General features: G+C 65.3%; 21 protein-coding genes. 14 read left to right on the top strand and 7 right to left on the bottom strand.

The window, feature by feature from the left end:
• The first annotated feature begins 113 nt into the window (after nt 1-113).
• Both AAG799_RS01865 and AAG799_RS01860 read left to right on the top strand, forming a co-directional pair.
• Nucleotides 114-740 carry a LysE family translocator gene (locus AAG799_RS01865; RefSeq protein ID WP_341894090.1) on the top strand — a complete coding sequence of 209 codons (627 nt, stop codon included), beginning with the start codon at nt 114-116 and terminating at the stop codon, nt 738-740.
• A gap of 79 nt (nt 741-819) precedes the next feature.
• Complete coding sequence (locus AAG799_RS01860; protein WP_341894089.1) at nt 820-1332, top strand: GNAT family N-acetyltransferase; 513 nt, start codon at nt 820-822, stop codon at nt 1330-1332.
• 20 nt (nt 1333-1352) lie between these two features.
• Here the strand turns inward: AAG799_RS01860 and adhP are convergent, their stop codons facing one another.
• Together adhP and AAG799_RS01850 are read right to left on the bottom strand one after the other, a co-directional pair.
• Complete coding sequence (adhP, locus tag AAG799_RS01855) at nt 1353-2378, bottom strand: alcohol dehydrogenase AdhP (RefSeq protein WP_341894088.1); 1026 nt, start codon at nt 2376-2378, stop codon at nt 1353-1355.
• 127 nt (nt 2379-2505) lie between these two features.
• A complete protein-coding gene (locus AAG799_RS01850; RefSeq protein WP_341894087.1) occupies nt 2506-3279 on the bottom strand; it encodes an SDR family oxidoreductase in 774 nt (257 codons plus the stop codon).
• Between the two features lie 129 nt (nt 3280-3408).
• On the opposite strand from AAG799_RS01850, the gene AAG799_RS01845 reads away from it, so the two are divergent.
• The 6 genes from AAG799_RS01845 (at nt 3409) to AAG799_RS01820 (ending at nt 9913) form a co-directional block, all read left to right on the top strand.
• A complete protein-coding gene (locus tag AAG799_RS01845) occupies nt 3409-3852 on the top strand; it encodes a helix-turn-helix domain-containing protein (protein ID WP_341894086.1) in 444 nt (147 codons plus the stop codon).
• A 97-nt stretch (nt 3853-3949) separates the two neighbouring features.
• Nucleotides 3950-4822 carry a LuxR C-terminal-related transcriptional regulator gene (locus AAG799_RS01840; protein WP_341894085.1) on the top strand — a complete coding sequence of 291 codons (873 nt, stop codon included), beginning with the start codon at nt 3950-3952 and terminating at the stop codon, nt 4820-4822.
• A 93-nt stretch (nt 4823-4915) separates the two neighbouring features.
• Nucleotides 4916-6397: a deoxyribodipyrimidine photo-lyase gene (locus AAG799_RS01835; RefSeq protein WP_341894084.1), complete on the top strand. Its 1482-nt coding sequence runs from the start codon at nt 4916-4918 to the stop codon at nt 6395-6397.
• A complete protein-coding gene (locus tag AAG799_RS01830; protein ID WP_341894083.1) occupies nt 6394-7713 on the top strand; it encodes an FAD-dependent oxidoreductase in 1320 nt (439 codons plus the stop codon). The genes AAG799_RS01835 and AAG799_RS01830 overlap by 4 nt, the downstream gene beginning before the upstream one ends.
• Nucleotides 7710-8552 carry a DUF1365 domain-containing protein gene (locus AAG799_RS01825; protein ID WP_341894082.1) on the top strand — a complete coding sequence of 281 codons (843 nt, stop codon included), beginning with the start codon at nt 7710-7712 and terminating at the stop codon, nt 8550-8552. Before AAG799_RS01830 ends, AAG799_RS01825 begins: the two co-directional genes overlap by 4 nt.
• A complete protein-coding gene (locus AAG799_RS01820; protein WP_341894081.1) occupies nt 8549-9913 on the top strand; it encodes a cyclopropane-fatty-acyl-phospholipid synthase family protein in 1365 nt (454 codons plus the stop codon). Before AAG799_RS01825 ends, AAG799_RS01820 begins: the two co-directional genes overlap by 4 nt.
• Before the next feature lie 11 nt (nt 9914-9924).
• On the opposite strand, the gene AAG799_RS01815 is transcribed toward AAG799_RS01820, so the two are convergent.
• The 3 genes from AAG799_RS01815 to AAG799_RS01805 are packed head-to-tail and all read right to left on the bottom strand — an operon-like array spanning nt 9925 to nt 12007.
• Complete coding sequence (locus AAG799_RS01815; RefSeq protein ID WP_341894080.1) at nt 9925-10701, bottom strand: SDR family NAD(P)-dependent oxidoreductase; 777 nt, start codon at nt 10699-10701, stop codon at nt 9925-9927.
• Nucleotides 10698-11336: a DUF6134 family protein gene (locus AAG799_RS01810; protein WP_341894079.1), complete on the bottom strand. Its 639-nt coding sequence runs from the start codon at nt 11334-11336 to the stop codon at nt 10698-10700. Before AAG799_RS01810 ends, AAG799_RS01815 begins: the two co-directional genes overlap by 4 nt.
• On the bottom strand, nt 11315-12007 hold the full coding sequence (locus tag AAG799_RS01805; RefSeq protein ID WP_341894078.1) for a ChrR family anti-sigma-E factor: 693 nt from the start codon (nt 12005-12007) through the stop codon (nt 11315-11317). The genes AAG799_RS01810 and AAG799_RS01805 overlap by 22 nt, the downstream gene beginning before the upstream one ends.
• On the opposite strand from AAG799_RS01805, the gene AAG799_RS01800 reads away from it, so the two are divergent.
• The 6 genes from AAG799_RS01800 (at nt 12006) to AAG799_RS01775 (ending at nt 16467) form a co-directional block, all read left to right on the top strand.
• Entirely contained in the window at nt 12006-12533 is a 528-nt protein-coding gene (locus AAG799_RS01800; RefSeq protein ID WP_341894077.1) for a gamma-glutamylcyclotransferase family protein, read from the top strand. The two genes, AAG799_RS01805 and AAG799_RS01800, sit on opposite strands and share 2 nt — an antisense overlap.
• Nucleotides 12518-13165 (top strand): NUDIX domain-containing protein, encoded by a 648-nt coding sequence (locus AAG799_RS01795; RefSeq protein WP_341894076.1) that lies wholly within the window; start codon nt 12518-12520, stop codon nt 13163-13165. The genes AAG799_RS01800 and AAG799_RS01795 overlap by 16 nt, the downstream gene beginning before the upstream one ends.
• Before the next feature lie 70 nt (nt 13166-13235).
• On the top strand, nt 13236-14237 hold the full coding sequence (locus AAG799_RS01790) for a cysteine synthase A (protein ID WP_341894075.1): 1002 nt from the start codon (nt 13236-13238) through the stop codon (nt 14235-14237).
• Between the two features lie 5 nt (nt 14238-14242).
• Nucleotides 14243-14965 (top strand): alanyl-tRNA editing protein, encoded by a 723-nt coding sequence (locus tag AAG799_RS01785; RefSeq protein ID WP_341894074.1) that lies wholly within the window; start codon nt 14243-14245, stop codon nt 14963-14965.
• Nucleotides 14966-14986: 21 nt separating this feature from the next.
• Complete coding sequence (sseA, locus tag AAG799_RS01780; RefSeq protein ID WP_341894073.1) at nt 14987-15847, top strand: 3-mercaptopyruvate sulfurtransferase; 861 nt, start codon at nt 14987-14989, stop codon at nt 15845-15847.
• A gap of 8 nt (nt 15848-15855) precedes the next feature.
• Nucleotides 15856-16467 carry a GNAT family N-acetyltransferase gene (locus AAG799_RS01775; protein WP_341894072.1) on the top strand — a complete coding sequence of 204 codons (612 nt, stop codon included), beginning with the start codon at nt 15856-15858 and terminating at the stop codon, nt 16465-16467.
• A 26-nt stretch (nt 16468-16493) separates the two neighbouring features.
• Here the strand turns inward: AAG799_RS01775 and AAG799_RS01770 are convergent, their stop codons facing one another.
• Together AAG799_RS01770 and AAG799_RS01765 are read right to left on the bottom strand one after the other, a co-directional pair.
• Nucleotides 16494-18602: a catalase gene (locus AAG799_RS01770; protein WP_341894071.1), complete on the bottom strand. Its 2109-nt coding sequence runs from the start codon at nt 18600-18602 to the stop codon at nt 16494-16496.
• 101 nt (nt 18603-18703) lie between these two features.
• Nucleotides 18704-19339 carry an ABATE domain-containing protein gene (locus AAG799_RS01765; protein WP_341894070.1) on the bottom strand — a complete coding sequence of 212 codons (636 nt, stop codon included), beginning with the start codon at nt 19337-19339 and terminating at the stop codon, nt 18704-18706.
• Nucleotide 19340 lies beyond the last annotated feature (1 nt).

Here is a 19340-nt window from a genome sequence, read left to right as displayed (position 1 = left end):
GGTCTCGGGGAGGCATTCAGTATCGCTGCGAAGCACCAGCCCGACAAGCGCAACAATTGTAGCGATACATCTCCGCGCTTGCCTTCGCGGCACCGGCCGGACCAGACTTAAGCATGCTCGATGACATCAACCTTCCGCTGATTCTCCTTGCCGCCCTGCTCGCCACCGGCAGCCCCGGCCCCGCCACGCTCGCCATCGCCGGCGCCTCGATGAAATCGGGCCGCGGCTTCGGCCTTGCGGTGGCCGGCGGCGTCAGCACCGGATCGCTGATGTGGTCGACCGCTGCGGCTTTCGGCCTTGGCGCGGTGATGCTGGCGAATGCCTGGCTGTTCGAGGCGATGCGCTATTGCGGCGCCGCCTATCTGCTCTATCTCGCCTTCCGTTCGGCACGCTCGGCGCTGAAAGCCGGCGAGATTCATGCGCGCAGTGGCACCTACAGTTCGCTGAAACGCGCCTATGCTGCCGGACTTGGTTTGCACCTGACCAACCCGAAGGCGATCCTGTTCTTCGGCTCGCTCTATGCCGTGGGCGTGCCGGCGCAGGCCTCGCCGCTGACGCTCGCCACCATCATCGCCGCCGTGGCGCTGCAGAGCACGCTGGTGTTCCACGGCTATGCGCTGCTGTTCTCCAGCCCGCCGCTGAGCCGGGGCTACATGCGACTGCGCCGCTGGTTCGAAGGCGCGTTCGCGCTGGCCTTCGGTGCCGCCGGCCTGAAGATTCTGACCACGCGCCTGCAATAGGGCTTTGCTTCCAGCCGCGCACGGGCCAGCATGATGGCACGGCCGGCCCAGGCCGTGTGTCAGACTGCAGGAGAGCATCATGGCCCTGACGGTGCGGCTAATGACGGCGGCGGAAACGCCACTCATTATCGATTATTTTCATAACGCGACGCCCGAGCAGCTGGAACTGCTGGGCGTCGATCCCACCCGCCTGCCGGCGCGCGCGGCCTGGCAGAACGCCTATGAGCAGGATCTCGCCCTGCCGGTGGAGCAGCGCAAAGGCCTGCTGGTGATCTGGCTGCTGAACGGCCGGGCGATCGGCTTCTCGACCAGCGACCGCATCCTGCGCGGCGAGCGCGCCAACATGCATCTGCATATCGTGGAGCCTGACCTGCGTGTGCAGGGCCTGGGCACGCAATGCGTCAAGCACAGTGTCGATATCTATTTCGAGCTACTGAAGATCAAAAAACTGTTCTGCGAACCGAATGCCTTCAATGCCGCGCCGAACCGCACGCTGCAGAAGGCCGGCTTCAAATTCGTCAAGACCCATATGACCGTGCCCGGCCCGCAGAATTACCACCAGGCGGTGACGCAATGGGTGATCGAACGCTGACCGCCTGATGCGCGCCGCGCCTAGGCGAAGTCGAGCACGATGCGGCCCTCGATCTCGCCGCGATGCATGCGGGCGAAGACGTCGTTGATGTTTTCCAGCCGCTCGGTCTTCACCGTCGCCTGCACCCTGCCCGCTCCGGCGAAGGCCAGTGCCTCCTGCAGGTCGAGCCGCGTGCCGACGATCGAGCCACGCACCGTGATGCCGTTGAGCACGGTGTCGAACACCGATAACGGGAAGTCGCCGGGCGGCAGGCCGTTCAGCGATACCGTGCCGCCACGGCGCACCATGCCGAGTGCCTGCTGGAAGGCCTTGAGCGAGACTGCGGTGACCAGAACGCCATGGGCGCCGCCGATTTCCTTGCGGACGAAAGCGGCCGGATCGGTCTGGCGCGCATTGACGGTCAGCGCCGCGCCCAGCCGCCGGGCCAGCGCCAGCTTGGCATCGTCGATATCCACGGCCACGACATTCAGGCCCATCGCAGTCGCGTATTGCACGGCCATATGGCCCAGCCCGCCGATGCCGGAGATCGCCACCCAGTCGCCCGGCTTGGTGTCGGTGACCTTCAGTCCCTTGTAGACAGTGACGCCGGCACAGAGCACCGGAGCGATCTCGACGAAGCCGATATTGGCCGGCAGATGGCCGACATAGTCCGGATCGGCAAGCACATATTCGGCGAAGCCGCCATTCACCGAATAGCCGGTATTCTGCTGCGTCTCGCAGAGCGTTTCCCAGCCGCCGAGGCAATGCTCGCAATGGCCGCAGGCGCTGTAGAGCCAGGGCACGCCGACGCGATCGCCTTCCTTCACATGGCGCACGCCGCTGCCGACCGCGGCGACATAGCCGACGCCTTCATGGCCGGGAATGAACGGCGGCTTGGGCTTGACCGGCCAATCGCCTTCCGCGGCATGCAGATCGGTGTGGCAGACGCCGCTCGCCATGACCTTGACGAGGATTTGTCCGGCACCCGGCAGCGGCACCGCCGCCTCCTCGATGACAAGCGGCTTGCCGAAGGCGCGGACGACGGCGGCTTTCATGGTTTTTTGCATGCTGGGAACTCCTGGACCAACAGACTAGACCAGAGCGCGCCCTGTCATCTTGACATGCATCAACAGGGGAAAAATCAACAGGGAAAAGAGGCATTGCGGCCCCCTCTCCCTGTACTGTCACGGCTCGCTAGCCGCGAAACACCGGGCCACCCACCGGCGAACCGTTGCTGCCGCCATCGACGAAGATTTCGGTGCCATTCACGTTGGACGCATCGTCAGAGGCGAGGAACAGCACAGTCTTCGCAATCTCTTCTGCTTCGCCCAGACGGCCGAGCGGGATGATGCCCGACAGGCGCTTTTCCAGTTGTGCCTTCGCCTCCGGTGTCGGCGCGGCGCCATCCCAGATCGGTGTGCGGGTGGCGCCGGGCGAGACGACATTGACCCGAATGCCGCGCGGCGCCAGTTCGGATGCCATCACGCGCGCCATGCCGCGCACGCCGGCCTTGCTGGCGGCATAGGCCGAGGAGCCGGGCGAGCCCAGCTGCGACATCACCGAGCCGTTCAGGATGATCGAGGCGCCATCGTTCAGATGCGGTGCGGCGGCCTGCACGGTGAAGAATACGCCGGTGATGTTGGTGCGCAGGATCTGCTCGAACACTTCAAGCCTGCTGCCGCCGATCGGCGTGCTGCCCGGAATGCCGGCATTGGCAAAGACGATATCGAGCTTGCCAAAGGCCTGCACCGCAGCGGCCACCGCCTGTTCGGTGGCGGCGATGTCGGTGGCATCCGCCTGCAGGGCCATAGCATCGGAACCCAGTTCTGCCAGGGCCGCGTCCAGGGTCGCCTTGTTGCGGCCGGTGATGGCAACGCGGGCGCCCGCGGCGATGAAGGCTTTGGCCGTCGCCAGGCCGATGCCGCTGTTGCCGCCGGTGATCAGCGCCGTCTTGTTCTTGAGCCTCATGGTCGTCTCCAGTGCGATATAGGTTTAATTATGAAACTACATGGACATCTCATCACACTGGTTTTATAATGCAACCATGATTGGCCGCCGCCCGGTGACGGCGCGCACAAAAACCCGAGGAGGCACAGGATGAAGCGGACCAGCCTCGACGACGCGGATTGCCCGATTGCCCGCGCGCTGGATGTGATCGGCGACTGGTGGTCGCTGCTGATCGTGCGCGATGCCTTTTTCGGCCTGCGCCGCTTCGGCGAATTCCACAAAAGCCTCGGTATGGCGAAAAACATCCTGACGGTGCGGCTGAAAAGCCTGGTTGCCAGCGGCATCCTGGAGGCCGTGCCGGCTGCGGATGGGAGTGCCTACCGGGAGTATGTGCTGACGCCAAAGGGCCGCGAGCTGTTTCCGGTGCTGGTCGCGCTGCGGCAATGGGGTGCCAAACACCAGTTCCCCGACCAGCCCTGCACAATCGAACTGCTCGACCGCGAGAAGAGCGAGCCGATTCCGCCGCTCGAATTGCGCGCCGCCGATGGCCGCCGGCTCACGCCGGCCGATACCATGATCCGAATCCGCGCCTAAGCCTCGCTTTGATACTTATGTCGGGTAAAAACCCCGCCAGGCCTCGTTTCTTTTGCGAAGCGATCCGCTACTATACGCGTAGAGCGGGAGACAGGCTTTGGCGGATTCCTCGATCAATTTTCTCGACGACCGGGCCGACCGGCGTGACGACACACGGCCACCGGGCGGTGGCGGACCGACGCCGGATCGCCGCAACTGGAAGGTCCTGATCGTCGATGACGAGCCCGACGTTCATTCGCTGACCAAGCTGCTGCTGCGCAATTTCAACTACCGCAAGCGCGGGCTGAATTTCCTCAGCGCCTATTCCGCCACCGAGGCGCGCGATGTGATGCGCGACAATCCCGACACCGCCCTGGTGCTGCTGGATGTGGTGATGGAAACCGAGCATGCCGGTCTGGCGCTGGTGGATTACATCCGCAACGACCTGGCCAACCGCTCGGCGCAGATCGTGATCCGCACCGGCCAGCCGGGCCAGGCGCCGCCGCTGACCGTGGTGTCGAACCACGGCATCAACGACTACAAGGAAAAGACCGAGATCACGCAGCAGAGCATGATCCTCACCGTGGTGAAGGCGCTGCGGCTGTATGAGGAATTCCTGCCCAGCTATATCGCCGCCGCCAAATATGCCCAGCTGGCCGAACGCGCCAAGGCCGGCGCCGACGACCGCGAATTGCTGCGCAGCCTGCGCCATGAACTGGACGGGCTGGACGACGCCACCCGGCCGCCGCCGGCGGCCGAGCCGGCCGATCCGCGCCTTGCCGCGCTGACCGACCGCGAACGCGAGGTGCTGAAATGGGTCAGCCAGGGCGATTCCAACAAGGCCATCGCAATCCGGCTGGGCGTGCAGGAAGTGACCGTGAAGGCGCATTTACGCCAGATCTTCACCAAGATGCAGGTGTTCAACCGCACCCAGGCGGCGTCGCTGGCGCTGCGGCTGCTGGAGCGCGACGGCGAGCTGCCCAGCCGTTAAACTTCCCGCGGCGGGGTGATCCGCCATGCCTCGCCTTGCGTATCAAAGAGTGAACGTCGCCAGTCCCGGCGACGACAGCAGATACAGCTTGGCATGGCGTCGCCCTCATCTTCTCCGGTTATCGTCTGGTTCCGCCAGGATCTGCGCCTGAACGACAATCCGGCCCTGGCACAGGCGGCCGCCGCAGGCGCTGCCGTCATCCCGCTGTTCATCCTCGATACCGGTGCCACGGCCTGGCGCATGGGCGGCGCCACGCGCTGGTGGCTGCATCACAGCCTGGACCGGCTGGCCGCCGACCTGCAGCAGCGCTATGGCATGACCCTGGTGCTGCGCCGGGGCGATCCGGCCACGGTGCTGCGCACCATCCTGGGCGAGACCGGCGCCCAAGCCGTGCACTGGAACCGCTGCTACGAGCCGGCCCTGGTGGCGCGCGACACCGCGATCAAGGCCGCCCTGAAAACCGCCGGCGCGGCGGTTGAGACCCATAATGCCGCACTGCTGTTCGAACCCTGGGCGGTGAAGACCCAGGCCGGCGGCTGGTTCAAGGTGTTTTCGCCCTTCTGGCGTGCCTGCCGCGCCCTGCCCGCGCCGCCGGCACCGCAGCGCGCGCCCAAGACGATTGCGGCCTGGCCGCAGCCGATCGCGAGCGACGAACTGGCTGACTGGGGCCTGCTGCCGCGCAAGCCCGACTGGGCCGGCGGCCTGCGCGAGAGCTGGACGCCCGGCGAGGCCGGCGCCGCCGCGCGGCTGCAGGCCTTCATCGAGGATGACCTGATCCACTATGCCGACGGGCGCGACCGGCCCGACATGAACGTGACCTCGCGGCTGTCGGCGCATCTGCGCTTCGGCGAGATCGGACCGCGCCAGATCTGGCAGGCGGTGCAGCTGGCGCTCGGCCATGGCAACGCGGCGCTGGGCCGCAACGCGGAGAAATTCCTCACCGAGCTGGGCTGGCGCGAATTCTCCTATCACCTGCTGTTTCATTTCCCCGAGCTGCCGCAGCAGAATTTCCGCGCCGATTTCGATGCCTTCCCGTGGCAGCCGCGCCCCGATTTCCTCGCCGCCTGGCAAGGGGCCCGCACCGGCTACCCCATCGTCGATGCCGGCATGCGCCAGCTCTGGCATACCGGCTGGATGCACAACCGCGTGCGCATGATCGCCGCCTCCTTCCTGATCAAGCACCTGCTGCAGGACTGGCGCAAAGGCGAGGCCTGGTTCTGGGACACGCTGGTGGATGCCGACCTCGCCAACAATGCGGCGGGCTGGCAATGGGTCGCCGGCTCCGGCGCCGATGCGGCCCCCTATTTCCGCATTTTCAATCCGATCCTGCAGGGCGAGAAATTCGATCCCGAGGGCGCCTATGTGCGGCACTGGCTGCCCGAACTGGCCCGGCTGCCGAACAAGCATGTGCACAAGCCCTGGATGGCACCGGATGCCGTGCTGAAACAAGCCGGGCTTGTCCTGGGCCGCGACTATCCGCGGCCGCTGGTCGACCATGACACCGCGCGCAAGGCGGCACTGGCGGCCTTTGCGGCTTTACGCAATGATGCCAGGGAGGCAGCGGGGGCCGAATGACAACGACTCAAACAGAGCGGCGGCAACGCATCGCCGTGATCGGCGCCGGCATCGCCGGGCTGGGCACCGCCTGGGCGCTGTCGAAGCACCATGATGTCACCGTCTTCGAGGCCAACGCCTATGCCGGCGGCCACAGCAATACCGTCGAGGTTGACTACGGCGGCGTGAAGATCGCGGTGGATACCGGCTTCATCGTTTTCAACGACTGGAACTATCCCAACCTGCGCCGGCTGTTTGCCCATCTGGATGTGCCGGCGATCAAGAGCGACATGTCGTTTGCGGTGTCGGTCGGCCAGGGTGAGCTGGAATGGAGCGGCAGCAGCCTTGCCACGCTGTTCGCGCAGAAGCGCAACCTGCTGAAGCCCGGCTTCCATCGCATGTGGCGCGATATCCTGCGCTTCAACAAGACCGCCGTCGCCGATCTCGCTGCCGGCCGCATGGCCGGCCTGACCCTGGGCGACTATCTGGCACGCGACCGCTACAGCGACCGCTTCATGCTGGATTACCTGCTGCCGATGGGGGCCGCGATCTGGTCGGCGCCGCTGGCCGACATGATGGCCTTCCCGGCCGAGACCTTTGCCAATTTCTTCAAGAACCACGGCCTGCTCAGCGTCAACGACCGGCCGCAATGGTACACGGTGAACGGCGGCAGCCGCGAATATGTGAAGCGCCTGCTGGCGGATGGTGATTTCACCCTGCACCTGCACACGCCGGTACATACGGTGCGCCGCGAGGCAAATGGTGTCAGCGTTGTCACCGCCGGCCATGCAACACATTTCGACCAGGTGGTGCTCGCCTGCCATGGCGACCAGGCCCTGCGCCTGCTCGATGACGGCGCTTCTGCCGCCGAACGCGACATCCTCTCGGCCTTCCGCTTCCAGGCCAATCGTGCCGTGCTGCATCGCGACGTCGCGCAGATGCCAAAGCGCCGGAATGTCTGGGCCAGCTGGAACTACCTGTCCGAACCGCGCCGCGACCTGCAGCGCCGCGTCGGCCTCACCTACTGGATGAACCGGCTGCAATCCATCGACGAGAGCCGGCCGCTGTTTGTCACCATGAACCCGGTCACCGAGCCGCGACCCGATCTGGTCTTCGCCGAATTCGCCTACGACCACCCGCTGTTCGATCGTGCCGCCATCGCCGCGCAGGCACGGCTGTCCGAGATCCAGGGTCAGGACCGGCTGTGGTTCTGCGGCGCCTGGTGCAAATACGGCTTCCATGAGGATGGCTTCAGCGCCGGCCTCGCCGTGGCGCGGGCGCTGGGCGTTGAGCCCTTCACAACATCTGCAATGCCGCAGCGGGACGCCGCAGAGTGACGGACCATGCCGCCATGCCGATGCCGGCCGCCAGCCTGTACTGGTGCCGCGTGGTGCATGAGCGCCTGCTGCCATTCCGTCACAAGTTCACCTATCGCGTATTTTCACTGCTGCTGGATATCGACCGGCTGGCAGCGCTGGCGGCCGGATCGCGGCTGTTCCGCTACAACCGCTTCGGCCTGGTGAGCTTCCATGACCGTGACCATGGCCCGCGCGATGGTTCGGCGCTGCGGCCCTGGATCGAGGCGGCGCTGGCGCGGCAGAATCTGTCGGAAGCCGCAGCCCATATCCACCTGCTGTGTTTCCCGCGCCTGTTCGGCTATGTGTTCAATCCGCTCAGCGTGTTCTTCTGCTATGACGCGGCCCGGCGCCTGCGCGCCGTGCTGTATGAGGTGAAGAACACCTTTGGCGACCAGCATGGCTATCTGATCGAGGTGCCGCTGAAAAACAGCGGACCCGTGGTGGAGCAGAGCGTGGCGAAGCGTTTCCACGTCTCGCCCTTCCTGCCGCTGTCGGGCGACTATCATTTCCGCCTGCTGCCGCCGGGCGAGAAGATCGGCATCCTGATCCGCCAGACCGCCCCTGATGGCGCCGTGCAACTGCTGGCGACGCAGACCGGGCGGCGCGAAGACCTGACCGATCACAGTCTGTTGAAAGCCCTCATCCGGCATCCGCTGATGACCGTAAAAGTCATGGCCGGCATTCACTGGGAAGCGCTGCAACTGTGGCGCAAGGGTGCCGCCTTCTTCGGCTGGACGGCGCCACCGCGCGAAGCGGTGTCGGCGGGCCAGCCGGTGGATGACAAGACGAACCGCGCGATGATGGAGCGTGACGCATGAGTGATGCCTATGCCCGGGACGAGCCGGCGCTGAACCGGGCCGCGGAAGTGGCGATGGATGCGGCTATCGATGCCGCCGCCGGCGTGATGCGCACCGCGCATTCTGCGCATCCCACAGCCGCCGAACCGATGCTGCTGAAATCGGCGCAGGATGCGCTGCTGCTGCATAACGTGCCGCGCTGGACGCGCCTGATGCTGTCGCTCGCCGCCCGGGTCAGCCATGGCAGCCTGACCATCACCCTGCCCGATGGGCGTGCCCTGCAGGCACGCGGCCCCCATGGTGGCCCGGATGCGCGGCTCGATATCAACACCCACAAACTGGCCAAGCGGCTGCTGCTGGGCGGCAATCTCGCCGTCGGCGAGGCCTATCTCGATGGCGATTTCGACTGCCCCGATCTGGCCGCGCTGACCGAATGGGCCTGCCTGAACAGCGATCTTGATTCCACATTGATGGGCAAGCCCTGGCTGCGCCTGCTGCGGCGCCTGGGCTTTGCCTTTGCCGCCAACAGCAAGCGCGGCAGCCGCAAGAACATCGCCTATCACTACGATCTCGGGAACGACTTCTACAGCCAGTGGCTCGACCCCTCGATGACCTATTCCGCCGCGCTGTGGCGGCACGAGGCCGAGACGCTGGAACAGGCGCAGCTGAACAAATACCGCCGGCTGGCCGGCGAGGTGCTGCAGATCAGGCCCGACCAGCGCGTGCTGGAAATCGGCTGCGGCTGGGGCGGCTTTGCCTGTCTGGCAGCACAAGAATTCGGTGCCCGCGTGCATGCCATCACCATCAGCCGCGAACAGCATGATTTTGCCCAGCAGCGCGTGCAGCAGGCCGGGCTGGGCGATCGCGTGCAGATCGAGTTGCGCGATTATCGCGACCTGACCGGGCAATATGATGCCGTCGCCTCGATCGAGATGATCGAGGCCGTAGGCGAGAAATACTGGCCGCGCTATTTCGGCCAGCTGCGCGACCGTCTGCTGCCGCAAGGCCGCGCCGGCATCCAGGCCATCGTGATCGCCGACCAGTATTTCGAGGATTATCGCGGGACCATGGATTTCATCCAGGCCCATATCTTCCCCGGCGGCATGCTGCTGTCGCCAGAGATGATACAGCGCCAGGCGGCTGGTGCCGGCCTGCAGATCACCGATACTTTCAGTTTCGGCCGCGATTATGCCCGCACGCTGAACCTGTGGCACCAGAGTTTCGAGGCGGCCTGGCCGCGCATCCGCGCGCTGGACAGCCGCAAGCTGGCCTTCGACGAGCGCTTCCGCCGCATGTGGCGCTACTATCTCGCCTATTGCGAGGGCGGCTTCAACGCCGGCACCATTGATGTGCTGCAGTACGGCTTCACGCGCGAAGCCTGACGCCCGGCCAGTCAGATGCCGGTGAAGCGGCGCACCAGCGGGAAATACAGGCTGTAGGGCAGCAGACGCATTGCCTTGAGGATATAGGCGAAGCGGCGCGGAAAGATGATTTCGAAATCGCCGCCGGTTTCCAGGGCCCGCCACAACCGTTCGGCCGCCACATCGACATCCATCAGGAACGGCATCGGGAAAGGGTTGCGGTCGGTCAGCGGCGTGCGCACGAAGCCCGGCGAAATCAGCCGCACGGTGATGCCCTTGCCATCGAGATCGAGTTTGAGCGCCTCTGCCATGTTGATCAGCGCCGCCTTGCTGGCGCCGTAACCTGCTGCCGATGGCAGACCGCCATAGCCGGCCAGCGAGGCATTGATCGCCACCATGCCGCCGCGGCGCGCCAGCAGGCCCGGCAGCACGGCGTCCAGGCTGTTGGCCACCGTCATCACGTTGCTGTCGAGCAGCATGCGCACATCATCGGCATTGAACCGCGTGCCCGGCGTCGGCTTGTGCGTGCCGGCATTCAGCACCGCCAGCCGGATCGGTCCAAGCTCGGCGTCGATGCGGGCGACCGCGGCGCGCGTGGCGGCCAGATCGGTGAGATCGGCAGTGAAAGCATGGAAGCGCCCACCGGCGCCGCGTGCTTCGGCCGGCAGACTTTCAAGTGTTTCCAGCCGCCGCGCCGTGCCGGCCACGATGGCGCCGGCCCGCAGATAGCGCAGCGCCAGGGCACGACCGATGCCCGAGCCTGCACCGGTGATCCAGACCACGCCGGGCCCGGTGTTGGCGGCGGTCATTGCAGCAGATACTCGATTTTTGAGCCGTCCTTGGCCGGGAATGCCGTTTTCACCCAGCGGCCATCTCGGCCATACCACAGGGTGAGATCAACCTCGCCGGTCACATCATACCTGTATGCCGGCATGTCGCTGGTGGCAGCGCTGGCCATTTCAAACTGCGACGGCTTCACGGTCAGATCGAGGCGACGGCCATTCTGGCTGTCCATGATGGTGGCGCGCTGCACGAAATCGCTGCGCCAGTAGCTGGTCGGCATGGTGTCGGCGGGCAGCACACCCTTGAAGCGCGATCCATCCACCTGCAGGCCAGTCGGCGCAGCCATGGCGTTAAGGTATTCCGCCTCGCCGTCATTGTCGGTGGTGGATTTTAGGCTGACCAGGCGGTCGCCTTCCCAGACCTCATGCGAGTCATGGAGATAGCGATACAGTGTCAGCACGCCGGCGACCGTGACCCGCAGCCGGATATCGACATTCACATCGGTGCGCTCGCCATTGCGCCGGATCGTCACATTGTGATGGCCGATCGGCGTGCCGTTGCGCAGCACCTGGAAATTGCGGGTCTCGACCTGTTCGGCCTGTGCCGTCAGCGGCAAGGCCAACAACAGCAGCGTGCAGGCTATGCGGAGAATCTGGCCCATTGTGTCAGCACCCAGCCAAAAGACCCGCTGAAGCGCAGCGGCGCGTCGGTGACGGCAAGGCAGATGCAAGGCTGGTCGGTCATCGCCAGCGGGCGATGCTCAACGCTGCCATCGGCGATCTCGACATCGCCGCGCCGGAAGGCGCCGGCCGCGTCGGTATAGCCGCCGCTCAGCACCAGGGTCATTTCCCCGCCGCGATGGGTGTGCATCGGCAAACCGGCACCGGGCGCCACCTTGAGCAGGCTGACCATGCCGCCGCGCGGCTTGCGCATCGGCAGGGCATAGGATTGCAGGCCGGCGCCGCTCCAGCGCCACGGGATGGTGTCGATACTGCGGTTCAGATAGCTGCGCAGCGGCACGGGCAGAAGATCGTCGGACGCCGTGACGGCCGGCGCGGCCGGCTCCTGCGACCCCAGCCGGGCGGATACGGCGGCAAAGCCGCTGGCCTTGACCGGCTGCGGCGCGATGTCTTCCAGCATGGCGCCGGCGGTGGCCTCGAGAGCGGCCAGCTCGCGCCGGCAGTGCGGGCAGAAGGTCAGATGGCAGGCCGTCACCAGCGACCATTGTTCCGGCAGCGTGCCGCTGGCGTAATCCAACAGCAACTCGGCCGGGATATGATGGTCCGGTACCCGGAGGGAATCGGAGTTTGCGGCCAAATCGGTCACAACCATGGTCTTTGCGAAATCCTGTGCTCTGGACTACACGGTGTTGTACGTGTCTGCCTGCAATCTGGATCAATCCCCGGACCGGTCAAGCCTGCCACCCATGATGTATTTCTTCTACGGCACGCTGTGCGATTCGGATGTGCGGCGCCTGATTCTGGGCTACCGGCCCAGCCCCCGCCAATTGCGCCCGGCCCGGTTGCCCGGCTTCCGTCGCAAACGGGCCCGCGGGCGCAGCTACCCGGTACTGGTGCGTGCCCCCGGCGGGCGGGTGGATGGCCTGCTGTTCCGGCCCCGGCCCGGCGATGCCGCCCGCCTGGACGCCTACGAGGGGCCGGAATACCTGACCCGCGCCCTGCCGGTCTGCCGCAACGGCAGCCGGGGCCCGGCCCGCGCCCGGGTGTTTCTGCCGGCCGGTTCCGGGCTGTCCGCCACCTTCGATGACTGGCAGCTGCGGCGCTGGCAGCGTCGCGACAAGGCCGCCTTCCTCCGTAGTCTCCACCACCAGGGCCCGATGCCATGCGCAAGCCGTTAGACACCAGCAACCAGCCCTACCCGGTCGAGGTGGTGCGCCATGACCGCGTCTTTGACGGCCATCTCAAGGTGGATGAGCTGCATCTGCGCCATGGCCTGTTCCGGGGCGGCATGAGCGGCCTGATCAGCCGCGAGGTGGTGGGGCGCGGCGATGCCGTCTGCGTCGTGCCCTATGACCCCAGGCGCGACGAGGTGGTGCTGGCTGAACAGTTCCGCACCTCCGCCCTGCTGAATGGCGACCGCGCCTGGATGACCGAGGTGGTGGCCGGCCTGATCGAGGAAGGCGAAAGCCTGGAAGATGTGGCCCGTCGCGAGATGAAGGAAGAAAGCGGCCTCGATCCGGTTGGCCCGCTGATCTTCATCAACACGGTCTATGCCACGCCCGGTTTCTGCTCGGAGCGCTATCACCTGTTCTGCGCGCCGGTGGATGCATCGCTGGCCGGCGGCCTGCACGGCCTCGCCAACGAGCATGAGGAAATCCGGGTTTTCGCCCTGCCGTTTGCCGAGGCCTTTGCCCGCTGGGAAGCCGGGGAAATCCCCAACCCGCCCGCCTCCTTCAGCCTGCTGTGGCTGGCGCTGCATCGCGATAAGCTGCGCCGGAGCTGGGCCGATCCGCGCGGGTTGCGACCCTAACCCCCCCTCGGTATAGGATTAGGACGGGAGGGCGCTATATCGGCCCGACCTCCCTGAGACCGAGAGCGTTATGGATATCCGCAAAGACTTCATCGACAGTATCGGCCGCACGCCGCTGATCCGCCTGCGCCGCGCCTCCGAGGCCACCGGCTGCGACATCTACGGCAAGGCCGAATTCATGAATCCCGGTGGCTCGGTAAAAGACCGCGCCGCACTGTACATTGTGCAGGACGCACTCAAGCGCGGCACGCTGCGCCAGGGCGGCACCATCGTGGAAGGCACCGCCGGCAACACCGGCATCGGCCTCGCCCTGGTGGGCAATGCACTGGGTTTCAGGACCGTGATCGTGATGCCCGATACCCAGAGCCAGGAGAAGAAAGACTTCCTGCGCCTGTGCGGTGCCGACCTGCGGCTGGTGCCGGCCGTGCCCTACAAGGATCCCAACAACTACGTGAAATACTCCGGCCGCCTGGCCGAGGAGATGGCCAAGACCGAGCCGAACGGCGCGATCTGGGCCAACCAGTTCGACAATGTCGCCAACCGTGAGGCGCATTATCACACCACCGGTCCCGAGATCTGGGAGCAGACCGGCGGCAAGATCGACGGCTTCACCTGTGCGGTCGGCTCCGGCGGCACGCTGGCCGGCATCCTGATGGCGCTGAAAGAGCGCAACCCGAAGGTGCAGGTGGCGCTGGCCGATCCGATGGGCGCCGCGCTGTATCACTATTACAAGCATGGCGAACTGAAGGCCGAGGGCAGCTCGATCACCGAAGGCATCGGCCAGGGCCGCATCACCGCCAACCTGGAAGGCATCACGCCCGACGACGCCTTCCAGATTCCCGACGAGGAAGCCCTGCCGGTGGTGTTCGACCTGATCCAGCATGAAGGCCTGGTGCTGGGCGGTTCCAGCGGCATCAACATCGCCGCCGCCATCCGCCTCGCCAAAAAGATGGGCCCGGGCCACACCATCGTCACCATCCTGTGCGACGGTGGCGCGCGCTATCAGAGCAAGATGTTCAATCCGGAATTCCTGCGGTCGAAGAACCTGCCGGTTCCGCCCTGGATGAGTTGAGCCCCATGACCAGCTTCCTGTTCCGCGACGATGCCTACCTGCCCGCCTGCGATGCCATTGTGACGGCGATCGACGAGCGCGGCTTCCAGACCGATGCATCGGTGTTCTATCCGACGGGTGGCGGCCAGCCGGGCGATATCGGGCGTTTCATGCTGGAGAGCGGCGAGGTGGTGGAAATCGCCGACACGCGCAAGGGCGACGGCCCCGACGGCATCATCCATGTGCCGGCCGGCGGCTCGGCGGCGCTCAAGGTCGGCGCCAGGGGCAAGCTGGAACTCGACTGGGCGCGGCGCCACCGCCTGATGCGCATGCATACCTGCCTGCATCTGCTGTCGGTGCTGGTGCCCTTCCCGGTCACCGGCGGCCAGGTCAGCGATGGCAAGGGCCGGCTTGACTTTGATATGGCTGACAGCATCCCGGACAAGGACACGCTGACCGCCAGGCTGAACGAGCTGATCACCGCCGACCATGCCGTGAGCGCGCGCTGGATCACCGATGAAGAACTGCTGTCGAGCCCCGACCTGGTCAAGACCATGGCGGTGAAGCCGCCGATGGGCCTGGGCAAAGTGCGCCTGATCGAGATCGCCGGGCTGGACCGGCCGCTCGACCTGCAGGCCTGCGGCGGCACCCATGTGAAGCAGACCGGCGAGATCGGCCCGGTGGCGGTCGTCAAGATCGAGAACAAGGGCAAGCAGAACCGGCGCGTGAATATCGCATTCGCCGCCTAAAAAATCCGAGGGAGTGACTCCATGTCGTCGTATGTGAATCCGGATGCGCTGGTTTCGACCGAATGGCTGGCCGAACACCTGAAGGCGCCTGACCTGCGCATTGTCGATGCCTCCTGGTATCTGCCCACCATGAGCCGCAACGGCCGGCAGGAATATGCCGATGCGCATATCCCCGGCGCGGTGTATTTCGATATCGACGAGATCGCCGATACCGATGTGCCGCTGCCGCATATGCTGCCCAGCCCGGAGAAATTCGCCGCCCGCATGCGCCGGCTTGGCATCGGCGATGGCAACCGCATCGTGGTCTATGACGGTTCGGACGTGCATCTGTCGGCGCCGCGCGCCTGGTGGATGTTCCGCGTCTTCGGCCATAACGATGTTGCCGTGCTGAATGGCGGCTTCAAGAAATGGAAGGCCGAAGGCCGCCCGGTGGAAGACCTGCCGCCGCTGCCGCGCGAGCGCCACTTTACCGCGCGCCGCAATGATCTTCTGGTTCGCGATGTCGACCAGATCCGCGCCAACATGACCAGCCCGCGCGAACAGGTGGTGGATGCGCGCAGCAAGGGCCGCTTCGACGGCACCGAGCCGGAGCCACGTATCGGCCTGCGCGGCGGCCATATTCCGGGCTCGCTGAACGTGCCCTCCTCGCTGATGACCGACCCGAAGACCGGCCTGTTCCAGTCGGCCGATGCGCTGAAAGATATCTTCACCAAAGCCGGTGTCGACCTGAACAAGCCGGTGGTGAACAGCTGCGGCTCGGGTGTCTCGGCCTGCATCCTCACGCTCGGCATGCATCTGCTCGGCCATCGCCAGGTGTCGGTCTATGACGGTTCATGGACCGAATGGGGCGGCCGCGCCGACCTGCCGGCCGAAGTGGCCTGAGGCGCCGCTTGGCCGAGGCACGCGACAATCGCAACGAGACCGTCGCCGCGGCGATCTTCCGCATGCCGCCGGCCGAACTGCTGGATGACGGGCGCTACAATGTCACCGTCGTCTATCTGGAAATGACCAAGGCGCCACCTGAAAGCGCCAACCTGCCGCCGCTGGTGCCCAAGCTGGCGCTGCTGCGGCTCGACAAGCCGACCACCGGATTCTACCGCTATCTCTATGATGCGGTCGGCAAGCCCTGGCACTGGGTCGACCGCCATCGCATGAGCGACCTGACGCTGGGCAATATCATCAGCGATCCGCTGGTGGAAATCTGGGTGCCCTATGTGGGCGGCGTACCGGCCGGCTATATCGAACTCGACCGCCGCACCATCGACCACGACGAGCGCAAGACCGTCAACATCGCCTATTTCGGCCTGACGCCGGACTTCTTCGGCCGCGGCATCGGTCCATGGCTGTTGCGCGCCGGTATCCGGCAGGCCTGGTCCTATGGCATCGACCGGCTGACGGTGAACACCTGCAACCTCGACCATCCGGCCGCCCTGCCGCTGTACCAGAAAAACGGCTTCCGGCCGTATCAGACACGCGAGGCGCTGTTCGATCCGCGGCGGTGAGTGCTTCCGTCATCGCCCCGGCCCCCTTAACCCGGGCTTCTGAGTTTCGGCTCGCGATCCCAGATGCGGTGTTGCTTGGCCGCCGCGATGAAAGCCTTCGCGCCACTGCTGGTATCCAGCGACACAACCCCGTCATCCGCCTCCACGCCGGCCTTGACCAGCAGCGGCTTTGCCGCCGCGACATGGCCGATGACCTTCAGATGACTGAAGGCATCATGCACCCAGGCGACCGCACCGGCCTCGCGCACCAACGCCTTCACGCCATCCGCCGACGGCAGCACCACCACGGCATCAAACAGCACGGAAGGTCCGCCCGAGATGGTGTGATGCGCCACCAGGGTCTTGCCATCGCTGAGCTTTGCGCCGCCGATCTTCGGCGCCACGATCTCGACCAGCGCGCCCTCGCCATCGACCGCCTTTTGCACAGCAGCCAACAGTTTCGCATCAGTGCCATCGGTGACCAGCACGCCGATCTTGCGCCCCTTGATGGTGGGAGGCGCCTTGGCTATCAGACTGAGCGCCGGTGACGGCTGCATGGTCTTGGCCGGCACGGCGGGCGTCAGAGTATCTGCCTGTCCCTCCATGCCCAAGGCGGCCTCAACACCGGCACAGAGATCCTTATGCACCAGCTTCAGTCGTCCCAGCATGCGAGTGCGGATCGAGATGGTCCCCACCTTCGCCAGTTCAAAGGCAAACGCGCTGACGATGTGGGTCTGCTCCGGCTTCGTCATCGACAGCCAGAACAGCCGCGCATGGCTGTAATGGTCAGCGAAGCTTTCGGGCCGCTGGCGCAGCTTGCCGCCCTCGGCCGGCTCCGGGAAGGTATTGAAACCGGCAGTGGGGTGCTCACGCGGGCTGTCCGGATCGAGGCTGTTGGGCTCATAGTTGACCCGCCCCTGGGGCACGGCCATGCGGTGAATGCCATCGCGCTGGAAGTTACGCATCGGGCAAACCGGCCGGTTGATCGGAATCTCATGGAAATTCGGCCCGCCAAGCCGGCTGAGCTGGGTATCGGTGTAAGAAAACAGCCGGCCCTGCAGCAATGGGTCGTTGGTGAAATCGATCCCGGGCACCACATGCCCGGGATGGAAAGCGACCTGCTCGGTCTCGGCGAAGAAATTGTCCGGGTTGCGGTCGAGCACAAGCCTGCCAATCATCTCTAGCGGCACGACCTCTTCCGGAATCACCTTGGTGGGATCAAGCACATCAAAACCGAGCCTGTCGGCGGTTTTTTCTTCAAAGGCCTGGATGCCCAACTCGAATTCCGGAAAGTCGCCGGCGGCGATGGCGTTCCACAGATCGCGGCGATGGAAGTCGTAATCGGCACCGGCCAGCTTCACGGCTTCGTCCCAGATCAGCGAGACCGCGCCGATAGTCGGGCGCCAGTGGAATTTCACGAAGGTGGATTTGCCCTTCTCGTTGACAAACCGGAAGGTATGCACGCCAAAGCCTTCCATCATGCGATAGCTGCGCGGAATGCCGCGATCCGACATCGCCCACATCAGCATATGGGTGCTTTCCGGCATCAGAGACACGAAATCCCAGAAGGTGTCATGCGCAGAGGCCGCCTGCGGGAAAGCGCGGTCGGGCTCCATTTTCACTGAATGCACCAGATCGGGAAACTTCATCGCATCCTGGATGAAAAAGACCGGGATGTTGTTGCCCACCAGGTCGAAATTGCCTTCCGAAGTATAGAACTTCACCGCGAAGCCGCGCACGTCGCGCACGGTGTCGGCCGAGCCCGCACCGCCGGCTACTGTGGAGAAGCGCACGAAGACTTTGGTTTTCTCCTTCGGATTTCGCAGGAACGCCGCCCTGGTGAGCCGGCTGAGATCTTTGTAGGGCTGGAAATAGCCGTGCGCCCCGCTGCCGCGTGCATGAACAATCCGTTCCGGAATACGCTCATGATCGAAATGCGTGATCTTCTCGCGGAGGATAAAGTCCTCCAGCAGGGTGGGCCCACGCGCACCGCTTTTCAGGGAGTTCTGGTTGTCGGCAATCACCGTTCCCTGATTGGTGGTCAGTCGATGATCGGCGCCGTCTGCCTGCTGATGCGTCTCACCGCCCTTGCCGGTTACGGTCTTTGTCTTGTTGTTGGGCGCAGTCTTCTTCGCGTCTCGCGGCGTCTTGGCCATGTCCATCCCTCGCTGGTTTTCTGGAGCTATTCCAAAAGACATGACGGAGATGAAAGTTCCGGACGAGGTCTGCCGCCTGACTGCAAGCACAGCTTGGCAGTTCAGGCATGCTTCTTGACGCGCTCGTAATGCCGCCGCGCCTTGGCGCGGTTGCCGCAGCTTTCCATCGAACACCAGCGGCGCCGCTTGTTCGGGCTGGTATCGTGGAACAGCCAGCCGCAATCGGGGCCGGCGCAGCAGCGGATGCTGTTCGGTGCCGCCGTCACCAGCAGGTCGGCGCCCAGCCGCGCGATGGCACCGAGCGGCGAGCCCAGCTCCAGCCCCTCGCCATGCGCCTTCCAGCCCAGTCGCGATCCCGTGGCGGCGATGACACGGCCTTCCGGATAGCGCAGCAGGATGCGGTTCAGGGTTTCAAGATCGGCGGGCTTTGCCGGCTTGCCCAGCCGCGCGGCCTGGGCCAGGCGATGTAGCGCCTCGCGCAGGGCGATGGCCTCCTGCAACACGGCAGCGGCCTGCGCGGCCTTGCCCGCAGCCAGCCGATCCAGTTCGGCCTGCGTCGGCGCGCCGATGATGCCGAGGCGTCGGCACCAGGCCAGCAGCGCGTCATAACTGACCAGCATGTCCTCCGGCCCGCCATCCGCCACGGGGCGGTCACGCCAGTCCAGCGTGTTGACGAAATCGAGCGCCGGATGGCCACCATGCAGGCCAGTGGTGAGAATGCGGAGAGCCAATGCCATA

This window comes from Ferrovibrio terrae, from assembly GCF_943371255.1.
Classification (GTDB): domain Bacteria; phylum Pseudomonadota; class Alphaproteobacteria; order Ferrovibrionales; family Ferrovibrionaceae; genus Ferrovibrio; species Ferrovibrio terrae_B.
The sequence above is the reverse complement of the archived record's forward strand: the minus strand, read 5'-3'. Positions and strand labels throughout refer to the sequence as shown.